The organism is Bacillus marinisedimentorum (genome assembly GCF_001644195.2).
In the GTDB taxonomy this organism is placed as follows: domain Bacteria; phylum Bacillota; class Bacilli; order Bacillales; family Bacillaceae_O; genus Bacillus_BL; species Bacillus_BL marinisedimentorum.
In genome coordinates this window covers 14,831-38,979 of sequence record NZ_LWBL02000051.1, presented here as the reverse complement: position 1 = coordinate 38,979, position 24,149 = coordinate 14,831, and the positions used below count along the sequence as shown (strand labels likewise).

The 24,149-nt window shown below is 47.4% G+C and carries 21 protein-coding genes and 1 pseudogene; 17 read left to right on the top strand and 5 right to left on the bottom strand.

Annotated elements, in window-relative coordinates:
* The first annotated feature begins 286 nt into the window (after positions 1-286).
* Complete coding sequence (locus A4U59_RS15590) at positions 287-949, top strand: YkuS family protein (RefSeq protein WP_070121325.1); 663 nt, start codon at positions 287-289, stop codon at positions 947-949.
* Between the two features lie 77 nt (positions 950-1,026).
* Here A4U59_RS15590 and A4U59_RS15585 read toward each other — a convergent pair whose 3' ends face one another.
* Positions 1,027-1,347, bottom strand: coding sequence for a hypothetical protein (locus A4U59_RS15585; protein ID WP_070121324.1), 321 nt, complete (start codon positions 1,345-1,347; stop codon positions 1,027-1,029).
* 450 nt (positions 1,348-1,797) lie between these two features.
* The gene (locus A4U59_RS15575) at positions 1,798-2,298 is read right to left on the bottom strand and encodes a CBO0543 family protein (RefSeq protein WP_070121370.1); all 501 of its coding nucleotides are present in this window, start codon (positions 2,296-2,298) and stop codon (positions 1,798-1,800) included.
* Between the two features lie 405 nt (positions 2,299-2,703).
* On the opposite strand from A4U59_RS15575, the gene A4U59_RS15570 reads away from it, so the two are divergent.
* On the top strand, positions 2,704-3,141 hold the full coding sequence (locus tag A4U59_RS15570; RefSeq protein WP_070121322.1) for a hypothetical protein: 438 nt from the start codon (positions 2,704-2,706) through the stop codon (positions 3,139-3,141).
* Between the two features lie 84 nt (positions 3,142-3,225).
* Complete coding sequence (locus A4U59_RS15565) at positions 3,226-3,438, top strand: hypothetical protein (RefSeq protein ID WP_070121321.1); 213 nt, start codon at positions 3,226-3,228, stop codon at positions 3,436-3,438.
* Positions 3,439-3,630: 192 nt separating this feature from the next.
* Here the strand turns inward: A4U59_RS15565 and A4U59_RS15560 are convergent, their stop codons facing one another.
* A complete protein-coding gene (locus A4U59_RS15560; protein ID WP_425388915.1) occupies positions 3,631-4,860 on the bottom strand; it encodes an MFS transporter in 1,230 nt (409 codons plus the stop codon).
* Between the two features lie 650 nt (positions 4,861-5,510).
* Here A4U59_RS15560 and A4U59_RS15555 point away from each other — a divergent pair.
* Complete coding sequence (locus A4U59_RS15555; RefSeq protein WP_070121320.1) at positions 5,511-6,779, top strand: CNNM domain-containing protein; 1,269 nt, start codon at positions 5,511-5,513, stop codon at positions 6,777-6,779.
* Between the two features lie 94 nt (positions 6,780-6,873).
* Here A4U59_RS15555 and A4U59_RS15550 read toward each other — a convergent pair.
* Positions 6,874-8,494 (bottom strand): annotated as a pseudogene (locus A4U59_RS15550) (bifunctional metallophosphatase/5'-nucleotidase).
* Positions 8,495-8,820: 326 nt separating this feature from the next.
* Here A4U59_RS15550 and A4U59_RS15545 point away from each other — a divergent pair.
* The 7 genes from A4U59_RS15545 to A4U59_RS15520 all read left to right on the top strand — a co-directional run bounded on the left by A4U59_RS15545 (position 8,821) and on the right by A4U59_RS15520 (position 14,437).
* A complete protein-coding gene (locus tag A4U59_RS15545) occupies positions 8,821-9,465 on the top strand; it encodes a FusB/FusC family EF-G-binding protein (RefSeq protein ID WP_070121319.1) in 645 nt (214 codons plus the stop codon).
* A gap of 227 nt (positions 9,466-9,692) precedes the next feature.
* Positions 9,693-9,896 carry a hypothetical protein gene (locus A4U59_RS21855; protein WP_169823983.1) on the top strand — a complete coding sequence of 68 codons (204 nt, stop codon included), beginning with the start codon at positions 9,693-9,695 and terminating at the stop codon, positions 9,894-9,896.
* Between the two features lie 721 nt (positions 9,897-10,617).
* On the top strand, positions 10,618-11,286 hold the full coding sequence (locus A4U59_RS15540; protein WP_070121318.1) for a hypothetical protein: 669 nt from the start codon (positions 10,618-10,620) through the stop codon (positions 11,284-11,286).
* Positions 11,283-12,026: a cytochrome c biogenesis CcdA family protein gene (locus tag A4U59_RS15535; protein ID WP_070121317.1), complete on the top strand. Its 744-nt coding sequence runs from the start codon at positions 11,283-11,285 to the stop codon at positions 12,024-12,026. The genes A4U59_RS15540 and A4U59_RS15535 overlap by 4 nt, the downstream gene beginning before the upstream one ends.
* A 22-nt stretch (positions 12,027-12,048) precedes the next feature.
* Complete coding sequence (locus A4U59_RS15530; RefSeq protein WP_342670200.1) at positions 12,049-12,654, top strand: redoxin domain-containing protein; 606 nt, start codon at positions 12,049-12,051, stop codon at positions 12,652-12,654.
* Between the two features lie 30 nt (positions 12,655-12,684).
* A complete protein-coding gene (locus A4U59_RS15525) occupies positions 12,685-13,371 on the top strand; it encodes a response regulator transcription factor (RefSeq protein WP_070121316.1) in 687 nt (228 codons plus the stop codon).
* The gene (locus A4U59_RS15520) at positions 13,355-14,437 is read left to right on the top strand and encodes a sensor histidine kinase (protein ID WP_083270886.1); all 1,083 of its coding nucleotides are present in this window, start codon (positions 13,355-13,357) and stop codon (positions 14,435-14,437) included. The genes A4U59_RS15525 and A4U59_RS15520 overlap by 17 nt, the downstream gene beginning before the upstream one ends.
* Before the next feature lie 55 nt (positions 14,438-14,492).
* Here the strand turns inward: A4U59_RS15520 and A4U59_RS15515 are convergent, their stop codons facing one another.
* Complete coding sequence (locus A4U59_RS15515) at positions 14,493-15,350, bottom strand: YihY/virulence factor BrkB family protein (RefSeq protein WP_070121314.1); 858 nt, start codon at positions 15,348-15,350, stop codon at positions 14,493-14,495.
* 444 nt (positions 15,351-15,794) lie between these two features.
* Between A4U59_RS15515 and A4U59_RS15510 the strand changes: the two genes are divergently transcribed.
* The 6 genes from A4U59_RS15510 to A4U59_RS15485 all read left to right on the top strand — a co-directional run bounded on the left by A4U59_RS15510 (position 15,795) and on the right by A4U59_RS15485 (position 23,877).
* On the top strand, positions 15,795-16,487 hold the full coding sequence (locus A4U59_RS15510; protein WP_245680572.1) for a FadR/GntR family transcriptional regulator: 693 nt from the start codon (positions 15,795-15,797) through the stop codon (positions 16,485-16,487).
* Between the two features lie 54 nt (positions 16,488-16,541).
* Positions 16,542-17,840, top strand: coding sequence for an FAD-binding oxidoreductase (locus A4U59_RS15505; RefSeq protein WP_342670202.1), 1,299 nt, complete (start codon positions 16,542-16,544; stop codon positions 17,838-17,840).
* On the top strand, positions 17,840-19,240 hold the full coding sequence (locus A4U59_RS15500) for a (Fe-S)-binding protein (RefSeq protein ID WP_070121311.1): 1,401 nt from the start codon (positions 17,840-17,842) through the stop codon (positions 19,238-19,240). The genes A4U59_RS15505 and A4U59_RS15500 overlap by 1 nt, the downstream gene beginning before the upstream one ends.
* A gap of 54 nt (positions 19,241-19,294) precedes the next feature.
* Positions 19,295-20,707, top strand: a complete 1,413-nt coding sequence (locus A4U59_RS15495) for an FAD-linked oxidase C-terminal domain-containing protein (RefSeq protein ID WP_070121367.1) — start codon at positions 19,295-19,297, stop codon at positions 20,705-20,707.
* Positions 20,708-21,054: 347 nt separating this feature from the next.
* The gene (locus A4U59_RS15490; RefSeq protein ID WP_070121310.1) at positions 21,055-21,837 is read left to right on the top strand and encodes a fumarylacetoacetate hydrolase family protein; all 783 of its coding nucleotides are present in this window, start codon (positions 21,055-21,057) and stop codon (positions 21,835-21,837) included.
* Positions 21,838-22,092: 255 nt separating this feature from the next.
* A complete protein-coding gene (locus tag A4U59_RS15485) occupies positions 22,093-23,877 on the top strand; it encodes an L-lactate permease (RefSeq protein ID WP_070121309.1) in 1,785 nt (594 codons plus the stop codon).
* Positions 23,878-24,149 lie beyond the last annotated feature (272 nt).

The following is a 24,149-nucleotide window of genomic DNA, read 5'->3' as shown; positions in this document are numbered from 1 at the left end:
AGCGGGAAAGGTGAGACCCCGCAAGAGCGATAGCGATGAGGAGGCTCACCGCCCGCCCCGCGGCAAGGAAGACACCGTGAGTGCGACCGGAGGGAAGCAGAAACGGATGTCGCACTTGTGCCCTTGGGTGAAAGCGAGTACCTGCAGCGGAAATCAACACTAGCGTTTAACAGAGCCTTGTCTTTAAGAGCCGGATTCCGAAGAAGAAACATTCGTTTAACACGAGATAGGAGTGGGTACTGATTATTATAAGCGGATGATAATGATTAATAGGAGGATGGTATAAATGGCAAAAGTTGCAGTTGAACAACCACTTACCGATGTAAAGAAAGTGCTTGAAAAGCGAGGATATAAAGCAAAAATGGTAACAGGCCCGAATAAAATCCAAAAATTTGATATGTATGTCGCCCGAACTAACCAGGACTTTACCGATCAGACTTCAAAGGTTCCGGTAGTAGGCGCACGCGGCCGCTCCGTAAACCAGATCGTATCCGAAGTTGAAAAACGCTCAAACCTTGTGCCGGGTACCAACAAAAGCAGCAAAGAAACCGCAAAGCAAATGGGCATGGGCGCTCTTGCAGGCGGCGTAGTCGGATATGTAGCAGGTATGCTTCTTGCACCTAAGAGCGGAAAGCAAATGCGCAACGATATTGCGGAGAAAACCCAGCAGGCGAAAGAAAAGACAGCAAATGCAAGAGACTCTGTAAAAGAGAAAACAGAAAACGTGAAAAGCAGCGTGAATGATAAAGTGAACAAAGGCAAAGAAAAAGTGAACGAGATGAAACAAAAATCAGAACAAAAACAGGCTGAATCCCAGCAGCAAAATCAAACCGATCCTGCACAGGAAGAATATATTGTTAACGAACGAGTTGTCGTAGAGGACGAAGACCGTGACATTTATGCGATTGGTGAATCTACAAACGTTGTTACGGATGAAGATATGAAATAAAGACGGCTCACCATAACCCGGTCACGCAGAAGGCGGACCGGGTTATTCTTTTCGTTAATGCCAATTCCTGCTTGCAGCTATGCACTCTTGCCCTTATAAAAAGTATTGATCATTTTCGCTGTTTCTTCTGATATCCGCCGGTACTCAATCCGATAAAGTATTTCTCCGGCATATATGGTTCGCTGATAGTCATAAAAATTGAAATAATCCACACTTAAGTTTTCTTTCAAAAACTTCCACTGCTGCATCGTTAACGTAGTATCTACTGGAAAAAGACCTGAGATATCCTGCTTTCTCTTTTTCAACAGCTTGATATCAACCACCATGCGCCTGTAAAACATCCCCGAAACCACCACGGCTGATATAAACGTGAGGAGATCAATGGCTGCCTCTTCCATTCCTGCTGCCCTCCCTGCCTGTATAATAATTCCATTTTAACACGAGAGCATAGTTTAGTAAGGACCATTTCTTGTAATCTTTTGACGGAAAACCGAGAATGCAACATCGGTATGTAACTCTTATTTTTTGGAATTTCTATCATGCAGCTGGTGGGGCTCAAAAGAATACTGGCACAACTATTACAGCCACTGAATCAGCATTCAATGCCTATAACATGCTGAATGAGGAAAATAAAGGAACGGAACGGAACTTCGATTTCCGTGTTTATATGCAATTAGAATGCAACATTACAGGCACTGAACCAAGATTCAGTGCCTGTAAACGATTGTGTGAGGAAAATAGAGGCCGTAACTTTGAAGTTCCGTGCCTATAAACAGCTGTATGAGTAAAATATAGGAGAGGAAGAGTTAGGCCAAAATCGGCAAGGAATAAATTGATGTTCTTTTTTATTATGACCTGGATAGTCTAACGAGCCAATCGATCAATAATTTTAGCAGAATGCCATTTGTTAGATACAGCACAAAAGAATACCTATATTTCCAATCCAGAAGATGATAAAGCTGCAGCCGGTTTGCAAACGGTTCGCCGATAAAAGCGAAGCCGACAGCCATTGCGAGAAGGGCAGGAAGGTATGTCCGCCAGGGGACAAAATATTGATAGAGAAGCATAAAGGCAACTGCTATCATGCCAAGGTCGAAAGAGATGCCCCCCGGATCGGCGGGAAACAGTTCAATCGGATAGCCCCAGAAACCATTATGATGACCATACACATCCAAGGTGATCACGATGACTGACGTCATCATGCCGAATAGGAGGATTTCAAGAATCCGCTTACGGTCCACTAGCAGGAACCAGATTCCCCATGGTATAACCAAAAAGCCGACAAGGACCCACCACTGCCATGTGAACAATTCATTCTGGAGCCAGGCTTCCGTGTCAACGTCATTCATTTTTTCTATAAGTTTCTGCACTTCCCAGAAAACGGATAGAATAACCAGCGGTCTCACACCCTCTCATTTTCAGTTTCGACATGAAGGGTGGCGTTTATACTGCCTGAACATTGAAGTCATCCGGAAAATAGTAAAGCTTGACTCCATATAAAAGGAGTATAATTTAGGAAGAAGGATGTTGCTGGTCTTTACTTTTTTAATATGTAGAAAGTTCTTCAGCAAGATCAGTGCCCAGCTCCAGGCGCCAGCGGCTATCGTCATAAGCGGTGATCCCTTCCGGAAGGGAAGACCGCCTTCCAGCAGGCACCCCCGCTTATGCGTACGCCGCTATGCGGGCGCCTTGCCCTTTTCTTAATATCCGGGAAAGCAGTTCTTATCTAAAATCAAGAAAGGAAGCGAATTACGGTGAACAAAGAAAAGAGACTCTTCTGGTCAATTGGAATTTTGCAGGGTTCAGTAGGGGTAGGGGCCGTTCTGGCAGGAATAGGGTTCATTATGGAACCGGATGGAAGCAATTTGCTGATGACTACAGACATTTTGGAAGATTCGCCATTTGAAAGCTTTCTCATTCCGGGCATTGTCCTTCTTGCCGTTAATGGTCTAGGGAGCCTTGCCGGAGCCGTTTTATCTTTCATCCAGAGCAAAGCTGCCGGAGAGGCGGCGATCATCCTTGGAACTTTACTGATGGGCTGGATAGCGGCACAAATTTTTTGGATTGGATATGTCAGCTTTTTGCAGCCTGTTTTCTTTGGAGTGGGGGCAGTTGAAGCTGCAGTCGGTTATTTTATGATGAGGATGGTTCGAAAAGGCAGTGCTCATGCATCGTTTACACATAGTGCTTAATAGAATGAATTCATCAAAGGGTATCCAACCGGTTTGTCGAAAAAGTTTTAACGGTATCAGGCAAACAAACGGGAGGGTTAACCTATGGAACGGAACATAAATGAGTTCACGGTTGTCATCAGGCCGTTTTCAGAAAGAGATGTGGCGGATATTCACAGTCTCAATGGGGCAGAAGGATGGACTTCTTTTGCCAATCGGAAAGACGATGTTCAATCAGCGTGGAAAAATTCGAATGCTGCGATGGTGGCAGTCATTGGCGGCGAGATCGCCGGCTGTCTCAGCGGAATGACAGAATAGTATATTACGCTATACGTTTGCGAGATGCTGATCGCCCGGCAGTACAGGGGGATAGGAGCAGGCCGGGCATTGCTCGATCACATCCAATGCCTTTATCAGAAAATGGGGTTCAGGCCTTTCTATGGTTTCCGAAAAACAATTGATGTGATCTAAAAAGCCAGCTCTTTTGTGATGAAAGAGCTGGCTTTTATATCAACGATTCAATGACAGATTTTGACCGGCCTGCTGTGAACGGCGATTGACGCTGCCCGCGAGAAGCATTGCGCTGACAGCAAGCAATCCTGTCGTCACAAAAAATACGGATGAAATGCCGGATATGCTGGCGATGAATCCGCCGAGTGCAGGGCCGATGACATTGCCGAGAAAACGGAGGCTCGTATTGTAGCCCAGCACCTCGCCCTGAATGGAAACAGGAGCGACCTGGCGAATATACGCTGTCCGCACCGGAATGATTCCGCCGATTACCAGGCCAAGCATGAACCTCAGTCCGACAAGCTGCCAGATGTTGCTTACAAATGCTCCCGGAAAATAGAAAACAGCTGAAAGGACGAGAAGCAGGATCATGACTTTTTCATAGCCGATTTTATCGGCAAGCCGTCCCCAGTTCCGGGTCATCATCAAGTTGCCGAGACCGGCGATCGAAAAGGCCAGGCCTGAGAAAAAGGCAAGGTTTACCGGACCATGAAGTTCACTGACATAAAGGGCCAGGATCGGCTGGATACTGAAATGGGCGATCTGGACGAACATGGAAATCACCATGACCATAATCAGCACCGGGTCTGCAAATATATATTGGAGAACTTCTTTGCGTGAATAGTTCTTTTTCGATTCCTCTTTCGATTCAAGACGGAATTCTTTTACTCCAAAAAGAACAAAGATTGCAGCCAGTATAAGAGTGATGGCCGTCATCTGGAATGTTGCCGCAAACCCTACAGCATCCGCAAGCACACCGCCGAGCAGCGGTCCGAACAAACTGCCGGATACACTTCCGGTCTGCAGCGTGCCGAGTACTTTACCGGATGTGCTTTTCGGCGTTTGCGTGGAAATGAGCGCCTGTGATGTGGATATGAATCCGGTGAACACTCCCATGAACAATCTTAAAATGAAGAGCTGCATCACCGAAGTAACAAATCCCATCAGAAGGACACTTGCCGCCAGGCCGAAGCCGGCAATGACCAATATCGGCTTCCGTCCGTACTTATCGCCAAAACGTCCCCAAATCGGAGAGAAAATAAACGCTGTAACAAACGTAACCCCGAAAACGAGTCCGGACCATAGCTGGACATCCGCTTCGGGAAGAGTGCTCAACTTTTCAATATATAAAGATAAAAACGGCATTACCATTGTCATGCTGCCGGCAATAAAGAAATTCGCAAACCACATGATCGCAAGGTTGCGTTTCCCTATTTGGTCTTGAGTCAAAACATAACACCTTCTTTGGTTATTTCGAGTACCTAAATATACAGTATAATCTAATTTTGTAAGAAATGAAAAGGATGAGCCTTAGATTTGTCCACATTTAATTTCTATACCCGATTTTCATTTCGCTAATAGCAAAGATTGTTTCCCGGGGAATAGAGGGGAAAAGGTGGGATCGGGTTCCTGTTGGAAAACCTGTCGATCCTGGTCGGGGCGGTTGAATATATATCGGGTAAGAGAGCTGAAGACTGGCCTTTGCCAGAAGGTGGTTGTCTTGTTATAAGACTAAATCATGTAATTTGAGGGCGGCTGATTTTTTGTAATGATTGCATGTGAAGTGTGCTTATAAAAAGGAGATGGCCGGGTGATTAATCAGAGAATAGCGTAATTATAGAGATATATTGTCCTGAATAATCCTTCTAAAAAGTACTGCAGCGGTTGATGGAGACGGATAGTATGAAGTGTGCCTGAGAAAGGGAACCGCCCAACTAGTTGGACTGGGGACCCCAATCGAACCGCAAATGATTACGTACGATTTATAATGGAGCCGGCAGTTCCATCACTATGATCGGAAATTCCCCCTGGAAATCGGGCAAATACATCTGGCTTAATAAGGATAAAAGCAATTATATAAGGGTAGAAAAACAATAACGATGAAATTTGACCAATTTGGAGGGTTTGATGTGGTATTTGCCATCATCTTTTTTATTCTGGTGTCATTCTTTTTATCCGGGAGTGAGACAGCGCTGACGGCTGTCAACCGGATGAAAGTGAAAACAAGAGCGGAAAATGACGATCCAAGATCAAAAAAAATGCTTAAGCTGATTTCCCGTCCCGATCGAATGATCACCTCGATCCTGATCGGAAACAATATTTCAAATATTATGCTGCCCACACTTGTAACGATTTTTGCACTCAGCTACGATTTTAATGTTGGCATTGCCACCGGTATTTTAACAATTGTTTTAATCATTTTTGCCGAAGTGCTGCCGAAAACGATTGCAGCGACGTTTGCAGATAAAGTTGCTTATATCGTGCTGCCTGTTATTGCTGCTCTGGTATGGGTGTTGAAGCCGATTACCTTTTTGATGTCCAGTTTCACCAATTTCATCATTAAATTTTTCACGGGAGGTGCCGTTCAGGAGACGAGCCTTTCCAGGGAAGAATTGATGACCATGGTCGATATCGCTTCCATTGAAGGAACTTTTAAAAATGAAGAGAGCCAGCGGATAAAAGGTGCTATCGATTTTGCCAACAAAGATGTTCGCGACGCTTTGAAAACACCCCGGGTAGAAATTACGGGCATCCCGTGGGCGTCTTCTTTTGAAGAAGCGAGGGAAATCGTCTTAAACAGCAGGCATACAAGGTTTCCGGTGTATAAGGGTAACATGGATACTATTGTAGGCGTGTTCCATTCAAAACAGCTATTAAAATGGTCGGTGGATCACGATAAAAGCCTGTATGATTTCACAGACAATGAACCGCTCTTTGTCGGTGAAACAACATCGATTGCAAAAGTTTTTAAGATGATGCTGAACGCGAAAAAACACCTGGCCATTGTGCTGGATGAATACGGAGGAACAACGGGAATCATATCCAGTGAAGATATTATTGAAGCGATGATCGGGCAGGAAATCGAGGATGAAACCGATGAGGAAGAAGAAGTGCTTATTGATGAAATGACGGATACCCATATCATTTGTCACGGCAAATTATCGATCAGCCGCCTGAATGATGTGTTCAGGACAAGGATTCCGGAAGAAGAGGATATCATTGCAGGGTTTTTGCTGAAAGAGTTTGGCCATATACCAGGGGAAAAAGAAACGTTAAGCAGGGGCCCCCTTTACTTTGAGGTGTTGGAAGTGGAGCGGAACAAGATCACGAAGGTCATGATTACAAAAGAAGCAGATGAAATGGATTAAGAGATAAGAGCATGTTGATAACCTTTGAAGATAAGTTTCTATATTAAAAGAAAGCTTGCTTCCTCTTGATAGGAAACAAGCTTTCTTAGGGTCTTTACTGGACGTCGATCCTGTCGGTTGCCGGAGCTGTGACAGGCCCATCAAGTGCTTCAAGGTAATCGACGAGTGCATCAAGATCGACAGGGCCGGTTACCTGGTCATCGGCTTCTGTAAGAACGGTGAAGCCATCACCGCCGGCTGCCATAAAGGAATTGACGGTTACGGAATACGCAGCAGCCGGGTCAATAGCTGTGCCGTCTTCTGTTGCAACAGAACCTGGAACGACTTTTTCACCGATTGGGGCACTTGCATCCCATGTATACGTCAGTCCGGAAACTTGCAGGATGTCCGCATCGTCTTCTTTCCACTGCTGTTCCAGCAGCCTGTAAATCTGGTCGCCGGTTAACGTCATTTCAACGAGTGTGTTATTGAACGGCTGGACGTTATACAGTTCGCCCCATGTGATATCGCCTGCATCAATGTTGTCTCTGACGCCGCCCGGGTTCATGAAGGCAAAATCAGTTTCCATTGTGGCACGCTGGGCGTCGGCGATCAGGTTGCCGAGCGGGGATTCACCGCTGTCATCCTGTTCTCTGGTAAGGGGTTGTGCAGCTGTTGCCACGACCTGTTCCACAAGCGGTGCGACCTGCTGCTCGTAGCTTGCCACAAACTCCTGGACATCTTTTGCCGGCTCGATGCCTTCATGGAAAGTAGTGACGATTTCCGCCTCTTTATGGACGATATCTTTCGTTTTCGGATCTATCAGAGTCGACATCAGAAAATGCTGTACCGTAGGAATAAGACTGCACGAGCAGCTTTCCGTCTACAAGCGTATTTGTGTAAGCATGGTTGTGTCCGCCGTAAATGATATCGATTTCGTCATCGACTGCATTTGCCATATCGACAAGTTCGCCGCCAGCACCACTGCCGTCCGTATTGGAACTTCCCGGCACGTGGGACATGACGACAATTGCTTCAACACCCTGTTCTTTCAGCTCGGCAGCAGCTTTATTGATTGCTTCCGCTTCGTCAATGAACTCGACATTTGCCACTCCTTCAGGAATGACAATCGAAGGTGTTTCCGTTGTGACGACGCCGATGAACCCGATCGGCATGCCGTTTACTTTCTTCACGACATAAGGAGGAAGAATCGGTTCGCCAGTCTCTTTATCAAGCACATTGGCAGCCGTGTATGGGAAATTCGCTCCTTCAAAATAGCCTGTTTCTTCATGATAGCCGCCGTTAATCAGGCGCAGCATTTCCTCGGTGCCTTCATCAAATTCATGGTTTCCGAGAGTGCCGATGTCAAAGCCGAGCATGTTCAAATATTGAATTGTCGGTTCATCCTGCAGCAATGCTGATACAGGCGGGCTTGCACCGACCATATCACCATTATGTAACATTAACGTGTTCTTCTTATTTTCTTCTTCATGTTCCCGCAAATAGGCAGCAAGGTAATCGGCCCCGCCTGCTGTTCCGATAACATTACCGTTTTCGTCTTTAATTGTGCGTGTAACATTCAGTTTTCCGTGGAAGTCATTGATAGCCAGAAGCTGGACAGATTTGTAGCGATGCTTATAGTTATCCGTTTTCGCTTCTGTGTGACCTGAAAAAAGCGGTGCAGCGAGCAATGTTACCGATAAGGCAGCTGCTGATAATGTTTTTAGTAGACTCATACTTTTTTCCCTCCTAATTTGCTGAGATTCATCAATAAAATAAATAGAATGGCAGAAAATTTCAACAAAAATTACAAGATTTTGACACTATTATTAAAAAACAGTAGATTTGGTTCATTTTTGAAGTAGGCAGTTATGACTGATGGATGAATTCAGCTGAGCAAAAAGAACTGGATTGGACTTTACAGGTCAAGTAAATGTCATTCTTTTGTTAGACGCCAAAGCTGGAATGAATAACAGCCATCAGTGATATAATGAAGGGGTCCTGAAGTCATCAGCAGTACTGTCGCGTACGTTATTTATTTCTAAAGTAAGGAGGCCTGGCGATGTCCGAGCCATTTATTCATAATCATCAATTCAATGTAGTCAGAAAACAGGGAGTGATCATTCAAAACGCACTGAATTCGGTTACTGACAAAGATGTTCTTGAAGCAGTCAAATATGGGGCAGAAGCAAAGGTCCTCGACATGTTTCCTGAAGCAGACGGTCAGCAGAAACACCTGCTTGGCCTTATAACAGATTTGAAAACAGAGGAGCAATTAACAGCTTATCTCGAAAAACTTTCCGAGTATCGCATCCCTTTCCCGAAAATGACGGAAAGGGAAGTGAAGAAGCTTTTCAGGAAAAACAAGAAGCTGGCACTTCCGGATTGGGAATCGATCAACTGGACGGAACTCACCTATCTGGGTTGGAACGATGCCGGCCAAAACCGTAAATTCATCATTTACGAGCTTGACGGCAAACTGACTGGAATTGCGGGGCGGTATACACCGGTGGGCAAGAAAAACATCTGTTCACTGTGCAACGAGTATACAAATGTTGCGCTTGTGACGGCAGTAACGGAAAAATCCAGTGGAGACCAGTACCGGTCACTCGGAAATTATTTTTGTGCTGATAGTGAAGAGTGCAATAGCAATATCACGGACACGGAATATTTGGAGAAATTTATCAGGAATGTAAAGACAAAGTAAGCGGAAGGCCGAATCTGATGGGATTCGGCCTTTTTTAATGGTTAATTCAGGGACTGTTTCGCGGTGTTGAGCCGAGTTGGTGCATGTAAGCAGAGGGGCTTGTCTTGGAAAAGATCGGGTTTGTCGCGATAAAGCCGAGATGCGGGATGAAAGGGCAACCCCGGTCCCCTGAGATGATTCTTTTGGCGTGAAAGCATGGGTTAGCGGCGTGAAACCGAGGTTTCGGCGTGAAAGTTTGGCTGTACGGCGCAAAAAACGGAGTGTTACGCGTGAAAGTGGCAGGGTTTGGCGTGAAACCGACGGGATTCGGCGTGAAAGGACACCCCCCGGTCCGCTGGGAGAATTCTTTTGGCGTGAAAGCATGGGTTAGCGGCGTGAAACGGTGGTTTCGGCGTGAAAGTTTGGCTCTACGGCGAAAAAAAACGGGGTAGTATGCGTGAAATTGAAAGGTTTTCGCGAAAAAGCCGAGATACGTCGCGAAAGGGCAACCCCGGTCCTCTGAGAGAATTCTCTTGGCGTGAAAGCATGGGGTAGCGGCGTGAAACCGAGGTTTCGGCGTGAAAGTTTGGCTGTACGGCGCAAAAACCGGAGTAGTGCGCGTGAAAGTGGCAGGGTTTGGCGTGAAAAAGCCGAGATACGGCGCGAAAGGGCAACCCCGGTCCCCTGAGAGAATTCTTTTGGCGTGAAACCGAGGTTTCGGCGTGAAAGTTTGGCTGTATAGCGCAAAAACCGGAGTGGTATGCATGAAATTGACAGGGTTTGGCGTAAAACAGCTGGGATGCGGTGTGAAAATCCAACCGATGCTAAGTGAAAAGCTGTAATTATGCCTTGCAAACAATTCTTTTTTTGGACTGCAAGGAGAGTATGAAAAAGATGAGGTTGTTTTTATGTTGCAAAACAAGTAAAACGCACGAATTCCATACCTAGACTTCATTACTGAAATTTGGCGATCCCGTGTACTGCCCAATTTCGGCCATTTCCGTGCACCTGCCTAATCCAACCCTGGTAAAGAATGCCGGTAAAACCGCCTGGTTGGCATCCCCTCGCATAAGCCACAAAAATATCGAATGGAAACACCCCCGTTCATAAAACATTAACAATTCACCATTACACTGGGAGCAGGAGTAAAACAGCATTGTGCAGGAGGCGTATATGTTCAATTCTCTTGTTTTGGGAGTGGTGGCCGCAAGATTCACCTGGCTGATTGTGTTAGTGGGAATAATCGGAGGGGCCTTTTTTTTCAGGATGTTTTCGGGCATGCCTGATGATGACAGAAAGAGATTGTTAGAAACGGTAAGCGGCCTTGCCGCAACATTTGTCATCGTGTTTCTGTTCGGCAAAATTGTCATTCAATTCCCGTTATTCATAGAGGAACCGCGGGCGGTTCTTTCGTACCCAAGCGGCAGGAAGAGTTTTTATTTGGCGAGTGCAGCGGTTGCCTTGCAAGCTGCATATTTGATCAAACAAAAGCAGGCTGGCAGCAGGGAGTTATTTGAAGCCGGGCTGCAAATCCTGCTGCCGGCATTGTTGATCCACAAGTTTTTATCGATCGTATATATTTACTCAGGCGTTTCATCTGCCGATCTGGTTGAGTTCGGTTTCCTGCTGGTCATCATTCTTTATCTTACATTTAAAGAGGTAAGCTTTCGGCGATTGGCAGGTGTCTGGGTGGCGTGGCTGGGGATGAAGCTGGCCGTTTCTTATTTTTCTCCATTGCTGACCGTCATGGGGGTGCTGGTTGACCGCTGGTACTTGTTCATCTTACTGGCAGGTTCAATCATTTATATAACACAAACAAAAAATCGGAGGGGTATGGTATGACTTCAGCAGCAGATGTAACAATCTGGCTGGCGTTTGGGGCAGGTGCATTGTCATTTTTGTCGCCCTGTACGCTGCCGCTGTTTCCGGCTTATCTGTCGTATATCACCGGAATGAGTGTCAAAGAAATTGAGGAACAGAAGGACAAAAAAGTCAAAACGAAAGTGCTTCTTCATTCAAGCTTTTTCCTGTTTGGGGTTTCGCTGATTTTTATTAGTCTTGGAATCGGTGCGTCTTATTTGGGGTCGTGGATTCAAGGGCTGCTTTCCGGGGATTCGGGTCTGCTTATCCAGCGTCTGGCCGGCGTGTTCATCGTTGTGATGGGATTATTTGTGGCCGGCTGGATCAATTTCAAATGGCTCATGAAAGATAAAAGGTTCAGATTTTCAAAGAAGCCTGTCGGTTATATGGGCACCGTCTTTGTCGGAATGGGCTTTGCGGCGGGATGGACGCCGTGCATCGGGCCTATCTTTGCATCAATACTGCTGCTTGCCGCCAATGAGCCGGCACAGGGGCTTGTTTATACACTGGCGTACGTTATCGGGTTTGCGCTGCCGTTTCTCGTCTTTTCGTATTTCCTCGGGTCGGCAAGGTGGGTGATGAAACACAGCCAGGTAGTCATGAAAGCCGGGGGAAGCTTGATGGTAGTTATGGGCATTCTGCTTTACACCGGGCAGATGGCGAGGATTTCAAATACTTTGCTTCAGTTTGTGCAGGATACATGGTTCGGTAAATTAGGATAAAAAGTGCGGGAGGGACAAGGGAATGGTGAAAAGAGCAGCTGTTTTGATTGTGGTTCTTCTTATGGCGGGTTGGGCGGTCTATGATATGATAGGAAAAAAAGAGGCGGAGCCTGAATCGGATACGGCCACGGAACAGGATGTCTCCAGTCCATCCGTATCGGAAACGGATACAGCCGGCGGGGAAGCTGCTGCAGAGCCGGCAAGTACCGGCCTGCAAAAAGGCGATATGGCTCCGGACTTTGAATTAGAAACACTTGGCGGCGAGGCGGTGAAGCTTTCGGATTACCGCGGCAAAAAAGTCCTTGTCAATTTCTGGGCGACCTGGTGTCCGCCTTGCCGGGCCGAAATGCCGGATATGGAAAAGTTTTATAACGATAAGGACGTTGAAATTCTTGCTGTCAATTTGACTGAAACAGAAGGGACGCCTGGAGATGTGCAGCCGTTTGTTGACGATTTCGGACTGACATTTCCGATTTTGATGGACACTTCTTCTGATGTCTCGTCGAAATATCGGATAAGTCCAATTCCAACCTCCTACTTCATCGATACAAAAGGGCGCATCGCCAGCGTGTCACTCGGTGCGATGAACTATGACCATATGGTTCAAACATTTGAGCGAATGGAGTAGCAGGAAGGCAGCTAAAGAAAAGGTGATGACATGAAGCAAAAAATCCTTGTGGTTGAAGACGACCAAATGATCCGGAACCTGGTTGTCCTCTATCTGGAAAACGCAGGTTATGAAGTGGTGGCTGCAGAGGATGGGGAACAGGCGATGGAAATGTTCCTTAAAGAATCTCCTTGCATGATCATCCTCGACCTGATGATTCCGAAAGTGAGCGGGGAAGAGTTTTGCCGCTGGGCTCAAGAACAGGAAAACAGCGATTTTTCCATCATTATGCTTACAGCAAAAGCAAGGACGGAAGATAAAATTGCCGGTTTGAAGATGGGGGCTGACGGATATGTGACAAAACCGTTCAGCCCTGAAGAACTGGTGGCACAGGTGGAGGCTGTCCTGAGAAGGACCGGACGTTTTTGCCAGCGTATCACGATGGACGGTCTCACACTTATGCCGCGAAAAGGAGAGGTAACCCTTAACGGCGAGCGGCTCAATCTGACAAAGTACGAGTTTGATCTCCTCAAATATTTTATGGAAAATCCCGATATCGTCCTTTCCAGGGAACAGCTTATGAACAGGCTCCATCCGTATGAAGAAAGCGAGATCCTGGAAAGAACGATTGATGCCCATATCCGCAAACTGCGCAATAAGGTAGAGGATCAGCCGGCCAAACCGAAACGGATCCTCACTGTCAGGGGAATGGGGTATAAATTTGCTGCAAAAGATTAACGTTGTGAAAAAGCCGAAAGTCGGCCTGTTGTGGAAATTGACGGCTGTCAATATTTTTATCGTCAGTTTATTTGTGCTGCTGAGCGGCACCGCCATTTACAATATGGCGTGTTTTCTTGCCGACAGGGTTGGAAACCTGGAGGGGGCACAGCAGATTAGATTCAATTCGACGCTCCTGCAGTATCTTTGGATGTACAGCATCGGTGCGATCATCATCGGCAGCTTCATCCATTACATGATGACAAAGCGGATGATGAGGCCTGTCCGTAATCTAGCTGCTTCCATGGAAAGTCTGAAAGAAGGGAAATACCCGGATTTGATCCAAACCAGCTCCATGGATGAAGTCGGCCAGCTTGTCAGCCATTTCAATGATCTGATCGTCCGCCTGAAGGAAAATGAAGAAACGAGAAATAAAGTCATTACGGATATGGCGCATGAATTGCGCACACCGATGTCGAATATAAACGGCTATCTGGAAGGAATGAGCAAAGGCGTTATCAAAGGGAGCCCGGAATTATACCATTCCCTTCATCTCGAAGCCAAACGGATAACGAGCATGATCCAGCAGCTGTATGCCATAAAAGAATGGGATTCGTTTCTGGAGCCGACGCCGCTTGACAGAGAACCGGCGGACATTAAAAAACTTGCAGTCAATTGCCTTGGTTTGTTTGAATGGGACCTGGAGCAGCGAGGTATAAAGGCCGAGGCTGACATAGAAAGCAGAGAGCTAATGCTGCACAGGGAAGGAATCCAGCAGGTGCTGACCAACTTGCTTCAGAATGCTGTGCAATACTATGAAGGTTCTGCCCCCATTGTGGTGAAGGGCGCCACTCGCGAAGAGCATTATGAGTTATCGGTCAGCGGACCGGGAAAGCTGATTGCTGAAAATGATAAGGAAAAGGTATTCGAAAGGTTCCACCGCACCGATGCTTCAAGGAGCAGGCAGACTGGCGGGGCAGGGCTTGGCCTTGCGATCAGCAGAGAAATAGCAGAACGGCATAATGGTGAGTTGTTACTTGAAACGGACGGCCAGCATCATCATTTCATTTTAAAGCTGCCAATATAGAACGATCAAATGGAAAGCATCAGGGAAGTGTCCCTGATGCTTCTTTCCGATTTTATCAAGTTGTAACGGTGCGCCCATCGTTCTGGCTGCTGTCCCGGTCGCGCTTGTATTTATGAAATAGCGCATTAATTTCGCCGCCTAAGACAAGCACGAGGCCAGTGAGGAAAAACCACAGCATCAGGACAATCACTCCGCCAAGGCTGCCGTACGTTTCGGAATAGCTGCCGAAGTTGCTGACATAGAAAGAAAAGCCAAGTGAAACGAGCTGCCATAGGACGGTCGCAATGATTGCGCCCGGAATAACATGCTTGATTTTGAAGTGTTTGTTCGGAGCAAATCTATACAGGGCTGTAAGAATCGCAGCCATCACTATAATGGCGACTACCCAGCGCAAAACACTGAATACAATCTCCATCTGGTTCGGCATCGGCATAATGGACTTAACGAGGTCCATAATGACATTACCGAATACCGGCAAGAGGAGCGCTACCACCAGAGCGATAATCATGCCAAGCGTAAGTAATATCGCAATGAGGCGCTTTTTGATAAAGGAGCGGGTTTCGTCCACATCATATGCTTTGTTCATCGAAGTCATGAACGCCTTCATTCCATTGGAAGCGGACCAGATCGTACCGATAATACCAAAGGTGAGCAGCCCGCCATTTTTACTGCTGACGATGTTTACTACCTGTTTTTCAAAGGTTTTAGCGGTTCCTGAAGGCATAACACTCTCAAGAAACTTGATAGCCTGCTGCGGGTCGATTTGCAAATATGGAAGTATGGATAGGAGCAGGATCAGCATCGGAAAGATTGAGAGCATATAATAATAAGCCTGTTCGGCTGCAAGCCCGGTGGCACGGTCTTCTTTAAACTCTTTCCCGAGCCGTTTTCCGTAGCTCATCATTTTACTCATTTACATTCATCCTTTCGCTGTATATTTCTTGAAGCTTGTTTATCTACTTCCTTTTTCCCGCAGAACAGGGAAGCTAATCCACCGGAAATGGAGTATCCGGCGAACCGGCCGAAAATTTTCACTTAAATCAGGGCTCTGTTAAATGCGGCTGTTGATACCCGCTGGGTCTTCCATATAGATGTGCCCTCGCCAGACTAGAGGGGCAAAATTGAATACCTTGCCTTTAAAAACCGCCCTGGCAATGTGTAAAATCAACACCGCTTTTTAACATAGCCAAAATCAAAAAAGCTATAATTAAATAATTCAGAAAATTAGTAATTGACAAACTTATCAGCCTGCGGGTAGAATACAGACATCGAATACTTATCAGATATCTGATAGCTGACATCCGATAGTATGAAGAATTGCAAACGAACAGGAAAGGGGGACCCCCCACTGGAAGCAGTGAAGATAACGACGAAAAAGATATCGGATCAGGTTGCCGATTACATCGAACAATGGATTGAAACAGGCCAGGTTAGTCCTGGGGATAAGCTGCCTTCTGTACGAGAATTATGTGAGCGGTTTCAAGTTGGGCGATCGGCCGTCAGGGATGCGCTCACAACCCTGAAAGGAAAAGGACTCGTTGATGTCCGCCATGGTGAAGGTACGTTCATCAGCAAGTTTGATTCCGCTCATTTGTTCCAGGGCCTTCTCGCCAATGAACAGGATATCCGGGAGCTTTTCAGCGTACGGAAAATCCTTGAGGCAGGAACGGCTGAATTGGCAGCCGAAAACAGCAGCACGGAAAATAGAGCGGCAATCAAAGAAGCCGTAAATGCCATCACCAGTTCCGATTCCGTATCCGGCTGGCAGGCAGATTTCGAGTTCCATTCATTAATCGCACAAGCAACGGAAAACAAAACCCTCATACAGTTGATGCAAACGATATCCCAGACAATGCAAAAAGCAATGATTGACTTTCATCACATCATTTCAAGTGACAGCACCCTTACAGCAGAAGCCATTCAACAGCACATCGCTATCTCAGAAGCAATTGAACAAAAGGACGGGGCTGCGGCCAGGACTGCAGTCATCCGCCATCTGGAATTTGTGGAAGAAACCCTTTCCCGCCAGCTGGCAGAGGAAGGGAACTGACAGACGCATCCAGGACATCAAACTTTTTATAACAAAGGGGGAAGCAAGTTGACGGTGACCAATCTACAAAAACGCATTCCTGACGCCCGGATCGAGGAATCCTCAGAAATCCATGCACTCGGCAACAACGGTAAAACGGTTGTGTATCCGGAGAGCGAACAGGATATTGCGGAGGTTCTTATGTTTGCAAATGATAACAACCTTAAGGTGGGCATTGGCGGCAGCGGATCAAAGCGCGGATTTGGCGGTACCGAAGAGAATAGTGATATTTTCTTGTCTTTGAAGCAATTTAAAGGGATTGTTGAACACTCTCTCGGCGACATGACAATGACGGTCAAGCCCGGCACGACAATGAAGGAAATCAATGAATATCTTTCCGGGCATAAACAGAAGCTTTCCGCCGATCCGCGCTGGCCTGAATACGCCACTATCGGCGGTGTCATCGCAGCCAACGACAGCGGGCCGAAACGGCTTAAGTATGGATCAGCCCGCGACTATGTGATCGGTCTCAGGATCGTATACCCGAACGGTAAAGTGATCCGGACAGGCGGAAAGGTCGTCAAAAATGTAGCCGGATATGACATGAACAAGCTGTTCATCGGTTCAATGGGAACACTTGGTGTCATCAGTGAAGTGACACTGAAATTAAGGCCTATTCCAAAATATCAAAGCATAATCCTGATTTCTTTCAGCGAGCAATCCTTTAAGAAAGCACCTGATTATGTGAAACAACTGCACGATTCAACGCTCGAACCTGTTTCGATGGAGTTGCTGAATCCGGAACTGGCCATCGCTACGGGAGGTAAAGCCCGCCACACGCTTGCTGTCTCTTTTGAAGATGTGGAAGAGGCTGTCCGTTACCAGGCCGAGTGGCTGAAAAACAACCGTCCTTCCGGCACGGAACTTCAAGTGTTATCAGGAGAGGATGCAGAAGCGTGGTGGAACGATTTTGCAAAAATCCCGCCAGCCGGATGCCTTGAGGATGATAATGAAGTGCTGTCCGTCAAGATCGGCAGCAAAAACGCCGATGTCTTCCCGCTAGTTTCAGCAAGTGAAGAATTCGCGGCCCGCCATCTTCTGAATGTGAAGGTTCACGGCGGCACAGGTCATGGAATTTCCAGAGTCTATGCATCGGGAAATCCGGAAAATTTCATTCCGTTCCTGAAAGAATTGCGTGCTGAAGCTGAATCGAGAGGCGGTTATGCGATTGCTGACCATATGCCGCTCGCACAGCGGAAAGAGCTCGACATATGGGGAGGAAACATCACCTACCGCCCATTGCTCGAAGGTATTAAAAAGTCGATTGATCCGAATTCGATTTTGAATCATAAACGGTTTGCGGGAGGTTTGTAATGAGTACAGCAGAAAAAGATTTACCAAAGGTGCCAGCAGGCGATCCGTCGTGTTCGACCCTTTCTCTAGGCAATTATTTGAATAATGATATGCCGGATGCCGATAAGTGGGCAGATTGCGTGCATTGCGGCATGTGCCTTGAATCATGCCCGACTTACCTTGAAACCGGCCAGGAACACCAGTCACCAAGGGGCCGTGTATATTTGATCAAATCGGTAGCGGAAGGAAAGGTGTCCCTTAACGAACAATTTATGGATCCTGTCTTCACCTGTCTCGATTGCCGGGCCTGTGAAACTGCATGCCCGTCCAATGTCCAGGTCGGCAGCCTGATTGAATCCGCACGCGGCCAGGTCCGTGAAGCGATTCCGCTTACCGGATGGAAGGGAGCGGTAAGCAAATTTTTCCTTGACGGCGTTTTCCCGAATCCGAAAAGACTCCATACGATCGGAAGCTTGCTCAAGTTTTACCAGAAAAGCGGCCTGCAAAAGATGGCAGAGAAAACAGGAGCCGTCAAGATCCTTCCTGAACATCTGCGTGATATCCAGAGTGTGACGCCAAAAGTCAATAAGCCGGTACTTGGCCGGCTGCCGGAAGTGCTCCCTGCGGCGACCCCTGAGAAAAAAGGAACTGTCGCGCTGTTCACCGGCTGTGTCATGGATGTTGTGTTCAGCGATATCAATGAATCGACTATCCGCGTGCTCCAGAAGAATGGTTACGAAGTGAGAATTCCTCAGGAACAGCGGTGCTGCGGCGCATTGCATGTCCACGCCGGGAACCGTGAACAAGGCCGGGAGCTTGCCCTTAAAAACATGGAAGCTTTTGAGGATGTCGATAAAATCATCATCAATGCGGCCGGCTGTGGTGCGGCAATGAAGGAATATGCTGAACTCTTTAAAAATGAACCGGAGCTTCAAGATAAAGCCGAGCGGTTCTCAGATAAAGTTGAAGATGTCTCGAAATTCCTTTATGACGGGGGATTCCGCAAGCCTGAAGGAGAAATCAACACGCGCATCACATATCATGATGCCTGTCATCTTGCCCACGGCCAGGGAGTCCGTGAAGAGCCGCGAAACCTGCTTAAATCGATCCCGGGCGTTGAAGTGGTTGAAATGGAAAACTCCGACCGCTGCTGCGGAAGTGCTGGAATCTACAACATTACCAATCCGGCGATGGCAGGGGCTGTCCTCCAGGAAAAAATGCAATACGTACCGGAAGATGTAGAAATGATTTCAATGGGCAACCCTGGCTGCATGCTGCAGATGGCGATGGGCGTCATGAAAAACGGCCGCAGCGAGAAAATCGTCCATACGGTACAGCTGCTTGATTGGGCTTACGAACAAGAAGATAACAGAAAATCGTCCGCGCCAGCAGGCGTAAAACAAACGGTAAAGGAGGGGTGAAGATTGCTTTTTAAGAAGAAACAGAAAGCAGTCGATCCGGTCATCCGCAGTTTGATGGACATTGTCGGGGAAAGTTCGGTCCTTCACCATCGCGAAGATCTCGTCGCTTACGAATGCGATGGATTCACCTTGAAAAAAGGACACGCGAAAGCTGTTGTGTTTCCAAAGAATACAGAAGAAGTGGCGAAGGTCGTCAAATATCTAAACGCCAAAAAACTGCCTTTTCTCGCGAGGGGGGCAGGTACCGGACTGAGCGGGGGCGCCATTCCGCTTGGCGGTGAAGTCATCATCAGCCTTGCCAGGATGAAAAAACTTCTGAAAGTGGACTACGACAACCTGTATGCCCTCGTAGAACCGGGCTATATCAACTTGAAGCTGACCCATTCGATTACGGATAAGGGATATTATTATGCGCCGGACCCTTCCAGCCAGAGTGCCTGCACAATCGGGGGCAACATCGCCGAAAATGCCGGCGGTGCCCACTGTTTGAAGTACGGGGTAACGACGAACCATGTACTTGGTCTTGAAGTCGTGCTTCCGAACGGAGAAGTGGTCAACATCGGCGGCGAAGGAATTCCGGATATGCCGGGATACGATCTGCTCGGCATCCTGACAGGGTCTGAAGGCACGATGGGAATCGTAACGAAAATCACCGTCAGGATCCTGAAAAACCCGGAGACGAAGAAAACCATACTCGCTTACTTTGATGACGTTGAAGATGCATCCCAGGCGGTTTCCGACATCATAGCTGCCGGCATCGTTCCCGCTGCGCTGGAGATGATGGACAAAGTGGCAATCAAAGCGGTGGAAGCCGCCAACTATCCTGTCGGCCACCCGAAGGACCTTGCCGCATTGCTGCTGATTGAAGTGGACGGCATCGCTGCGGGCATCGACGGACAGGTCGAAGAAATCCTTGATGTTTGCCGCAATCGGAACGTGCGTGAAGTAAAAGCGGCACGAGATGAAAAAGAACGGGCCGCATGGTGGGCCAATCGGAAAACGGGATTCGGGGCGATGGGGGCCATTTCTCCTGACTATCTCGTTCAGGACGGTGTCATCCCGAGGAGCCGGCTGCCGGAAGTTTTGCGGAGAATCAACCAGATCAGCGAAGAAACCGGGCTCAAAATCGCGAATATTTTCCATGCCGGGGACGGCAACCTCCATCCGCTCGTCCTGTTTGATGAAAAGAAACCGGGCGACATTGAAAAGGCGCTGAAAGCCGGTTCCGATTGCCTGAAAGCCTGTGCCGATGCAGGAGGCACCATTACCGGCGAACATGGTGTCGGCATCGAAAAAAAGGAAGAGATGCGCTTCGTCTTTACCGATGACGAACTCGAAGCCCAGATCAACATCCGGGAAGTATTCAACCCGGAAGATCTGCTGAATCCAGGTAAACTGTTCCCGACTCCGAGCCGTTGTGCGGAAGTGAAGCAGGAATTGAAAAAGCAGGAAAAGTCGCTGGCATAATGGGGATTCGTGCCCGAGGCATGAGCAAAAAATTATCATGCTAACCTAGTGCGTGCCTCGTGTGAGCGTTAAAAATACGGGCGCGCAACCCCTTATGCTTTCCCAAAATAAGAAGATAACTGCAAAAATGGTCACGCAAACGCATATGCGTGCCGAAAAAGCGGTGGAACTGCAAAAAGAGGTCACGCAAACAACGTATGCATGCCCAAAATGAACAGAACCTGCAAAAAAGGTGACATAAGCCCCGAAAGCTTATTCAACTAAGACAAAATAAAAGGGGCAGGCCGCAAGAAGCAAAAAGAGTATTGTAAGACAAATCATATTACTTAAATTGGAGGAATTACTTAATGAAATTTATAAGATTCACAGCAGGGCAGGAAACGGAAATCCGTACAGGAGTTTTAGAGAATAACAGTGTGAGAGAAATCTCCGGTGATATGTTCGGAGACTGGGAATATACCGGCACCAACTTCCCAGGTGATGAGGTTACGCTGAAAGCACCGCTTGAACCAAACCAGGTCATCGGCATCGGCGCAAATTTTGTTGCATCAAAAGACGACCTGCCTGATGAACTGCCTGAAATACCGGTCTTTTTCTATAAACCTGTCTCATCAGTGATTGGACCGGAAACACCGATCGAAATTCCGGCAGCACTCGAAGAAGTGAAATTTGAATCCGAACTGGCGGTTGTTATCGGCAAAGAGGCAAAAAATGTGGATGAAAAAGATGTTGAGGATTACATTTTCGGCTATACAGTAGGCAATGATGTGACAGCACCGCAGTATTTCCATAAGGACGGACACTGGACGGTCGGAAAATCTTTCGATACGTTCACGCCGCTCGGGCCGGTCATTGAAACTGAATTGGACCCGGCCGAAGTCAAGGTTGAATCTTCACTGAACGGCGAGAAAAAACAGGACAGCCATGTATCGCTGATGATTGTCCCAATGGCCAATATGGTTTCCTATCTATCAAAAGTGATGACACTTAAGCCTGGTGATGTCATCCTGACCGGAAGCCCGCTCGGCGCTGAATTTTTGAAAGACGGCGACCGAATCGAGTGCACGATTGAAGGAATCGGAACACTCGCCAACAATACACAAAAAGCAAAGGACAAAGTATCTGTCTAGCTCTTTTGCATCATTTGATACAAGCCGACACTTCCCGTTTATGTTCGGGAAGTGTTGTTTTTATGTTTTATTAAAAAAATATTTCAGGTGGCATAAACCTTTGTTTTAAACAGTTTCCGCCTGTTGCAAGCTAACTTGAGGACAAAATTCGTTTTTAGGCATATTGACAATCCGTCTGAATAATGTAAACTAATATTCAGAATATTGTCATTATTGGTTATTTTGAATCTCATCATGGGAAGCAGGAGGGAGAAAATGGGTACAGGTATGTTGTCGTTTTTGTCGTTGCTGCCGATTATCGCGGTTGGTGTTTTTCTTGTAGGCTTGAGGTGGCCTGCGAGCAAGGCGATGCCGATTTCGTACATCGTCGCAGCTTTTCTGGCTCTGGCTGTTTGGAAGATTTCATTTGCACAGGTGGCTGCCGCTTCAGTCAATGGACTCGTTGTTGCGTTGACGCTCCTTTATATCATCTTCGGAGCCATTTTGCTGCTGAACACATTGCAGCAAAGCGGCGGTCTGAAAACGATACGTGAAGGGTTCACCGGTATCACACCGGACAGGCGTATCCAGGTCATCATTGTTGCGTGGCTGTTCGGGTCTTTCATCGAAGGGTCGGCCGGCTTTGGCACTCCCGCAGCTGTTGCGGTACCGCTCATGGTCGGATTGGGATTCCCGGGTATGGCGGCGGTTGTTGCCGGCATGATCATCCAGAGTACGCCGGTATCATTCGGTGCCCTTGGAACACCAATGCTCGTAGGTGTCCAAACAGGTTTATCAGCGGACAGCTCCATTACGGATAACTTTCTGGCTTACACTACGATGGTTGCGGGAAATGTTGCCATCCTGCATGCCATTACCGGTTTGCTTGTCCCGCTGTTCGTTGTCGCGATCATGACCCGTTTCTTCGGAAAAAACAAATCATTCAGTGAGGGCTTGAAAGTCTGGAAGTTTGCATTGTTTGCTTCCGTTTCGATGACGGTGCCATATGTGATCGTCGCAAATGTCCTCGGACCGGAATTTCCATCACTGATTGGCGGTCTTGTCGGACTTGCAATCGTAGTTCCGGCTGCGAAAAAAGGTTTCTTGATGCCGCCGAAAGAAGAGGCATGGGACTTTGCTGATAAGAGTGAATGGGATCCAGAATGGACCGGATCCATTGAAATCAAGGAGTCTGATCTGGCAAAAGGCAATATGAGCATGATGAAAGCATGGACACCTTACCTGCTGATTGCCGTGTTCCTGGTTCTGACCCGTTTGAAATCGCTTCCTTTCCTGGAATGGCTGAAAGCATGGACAGTCAGCTTTCCGAACCTGTTCGGCACCGAGATCACATCAAGTTTCCAGCCTCTGTATTTGCCTGGTACGATTTTCATCTTCGTATCGATTTTAACTTACTTCATTCATCAGATGACCGGGTCGGAGTATAAGAAGGCGTGGGCTGCTTCCGGAAAGTCCATTATCGCCGCTTCCACTGCTCTTGTATTCACGGTTCCGATGGTACAGGTGTTCATCAACAGCAGCGGCGGTGCGGCCGGATTCGATGCCATGCCGATTGCTCTTGCTGACGGAGTTGCGGGACTGACAGGCCAGTACTGGCCGTTCTTCTCGACCTTCATCGGCGGCATGGGTGCATTTGTTGCAGGAAGTAACACGGTAAGTAACATGATGTTCTCCCTGTTCCAGTATGAAGTCGGTACAAATATCGGAGTTAATGCAGCCTGGATTGTCGCTCTGCAGGCAGTCGGCGGGGCAGCCGGCAACATGATCTGCGTGCATAACGTTGTAGCGGCATCTTCAACTGTAGGCCTTGTCGGAAAAGAAGGGGATGTCATCCGCAAAACCCTGCTGCCGTTCACCTACTATGCGCTGTTCGCCGGTTCACTCGGCTACTCGATTGTATGGTACGCCGATAAAGGCATTTTCAACCTTGGTACACTTGTTGCTGTTCTCATTGCCGCGGCAGCAATCTTCATAATTGGAACAAACAATAAGCGAATTACGGCTATCCCTGAACAGCCTGCAGCAGTGAAGAAGGTTTAATAGGCTGTCTGGATAAGCTTAGAAAACGGATATGAGTTCTTAACGCTCAGGGCATTGCATTGCTCTGAGCGTTTTTCATTTATTTTTGAAACGAAAAAGTACTGCCTTTTAAAGGGTGTTGTACAAACGCAACGGATTAAGTTCCGATAGATTCATTCAAATTCACTGGGTGATGGTTATATAGGCACGGAAAACGTGCTGCCGTGCCTAAGTTAGGGGTGTACAGGAGATTACAAGCGTTGAATAGCGGTCCAGTACCTGTAATGCTGGAA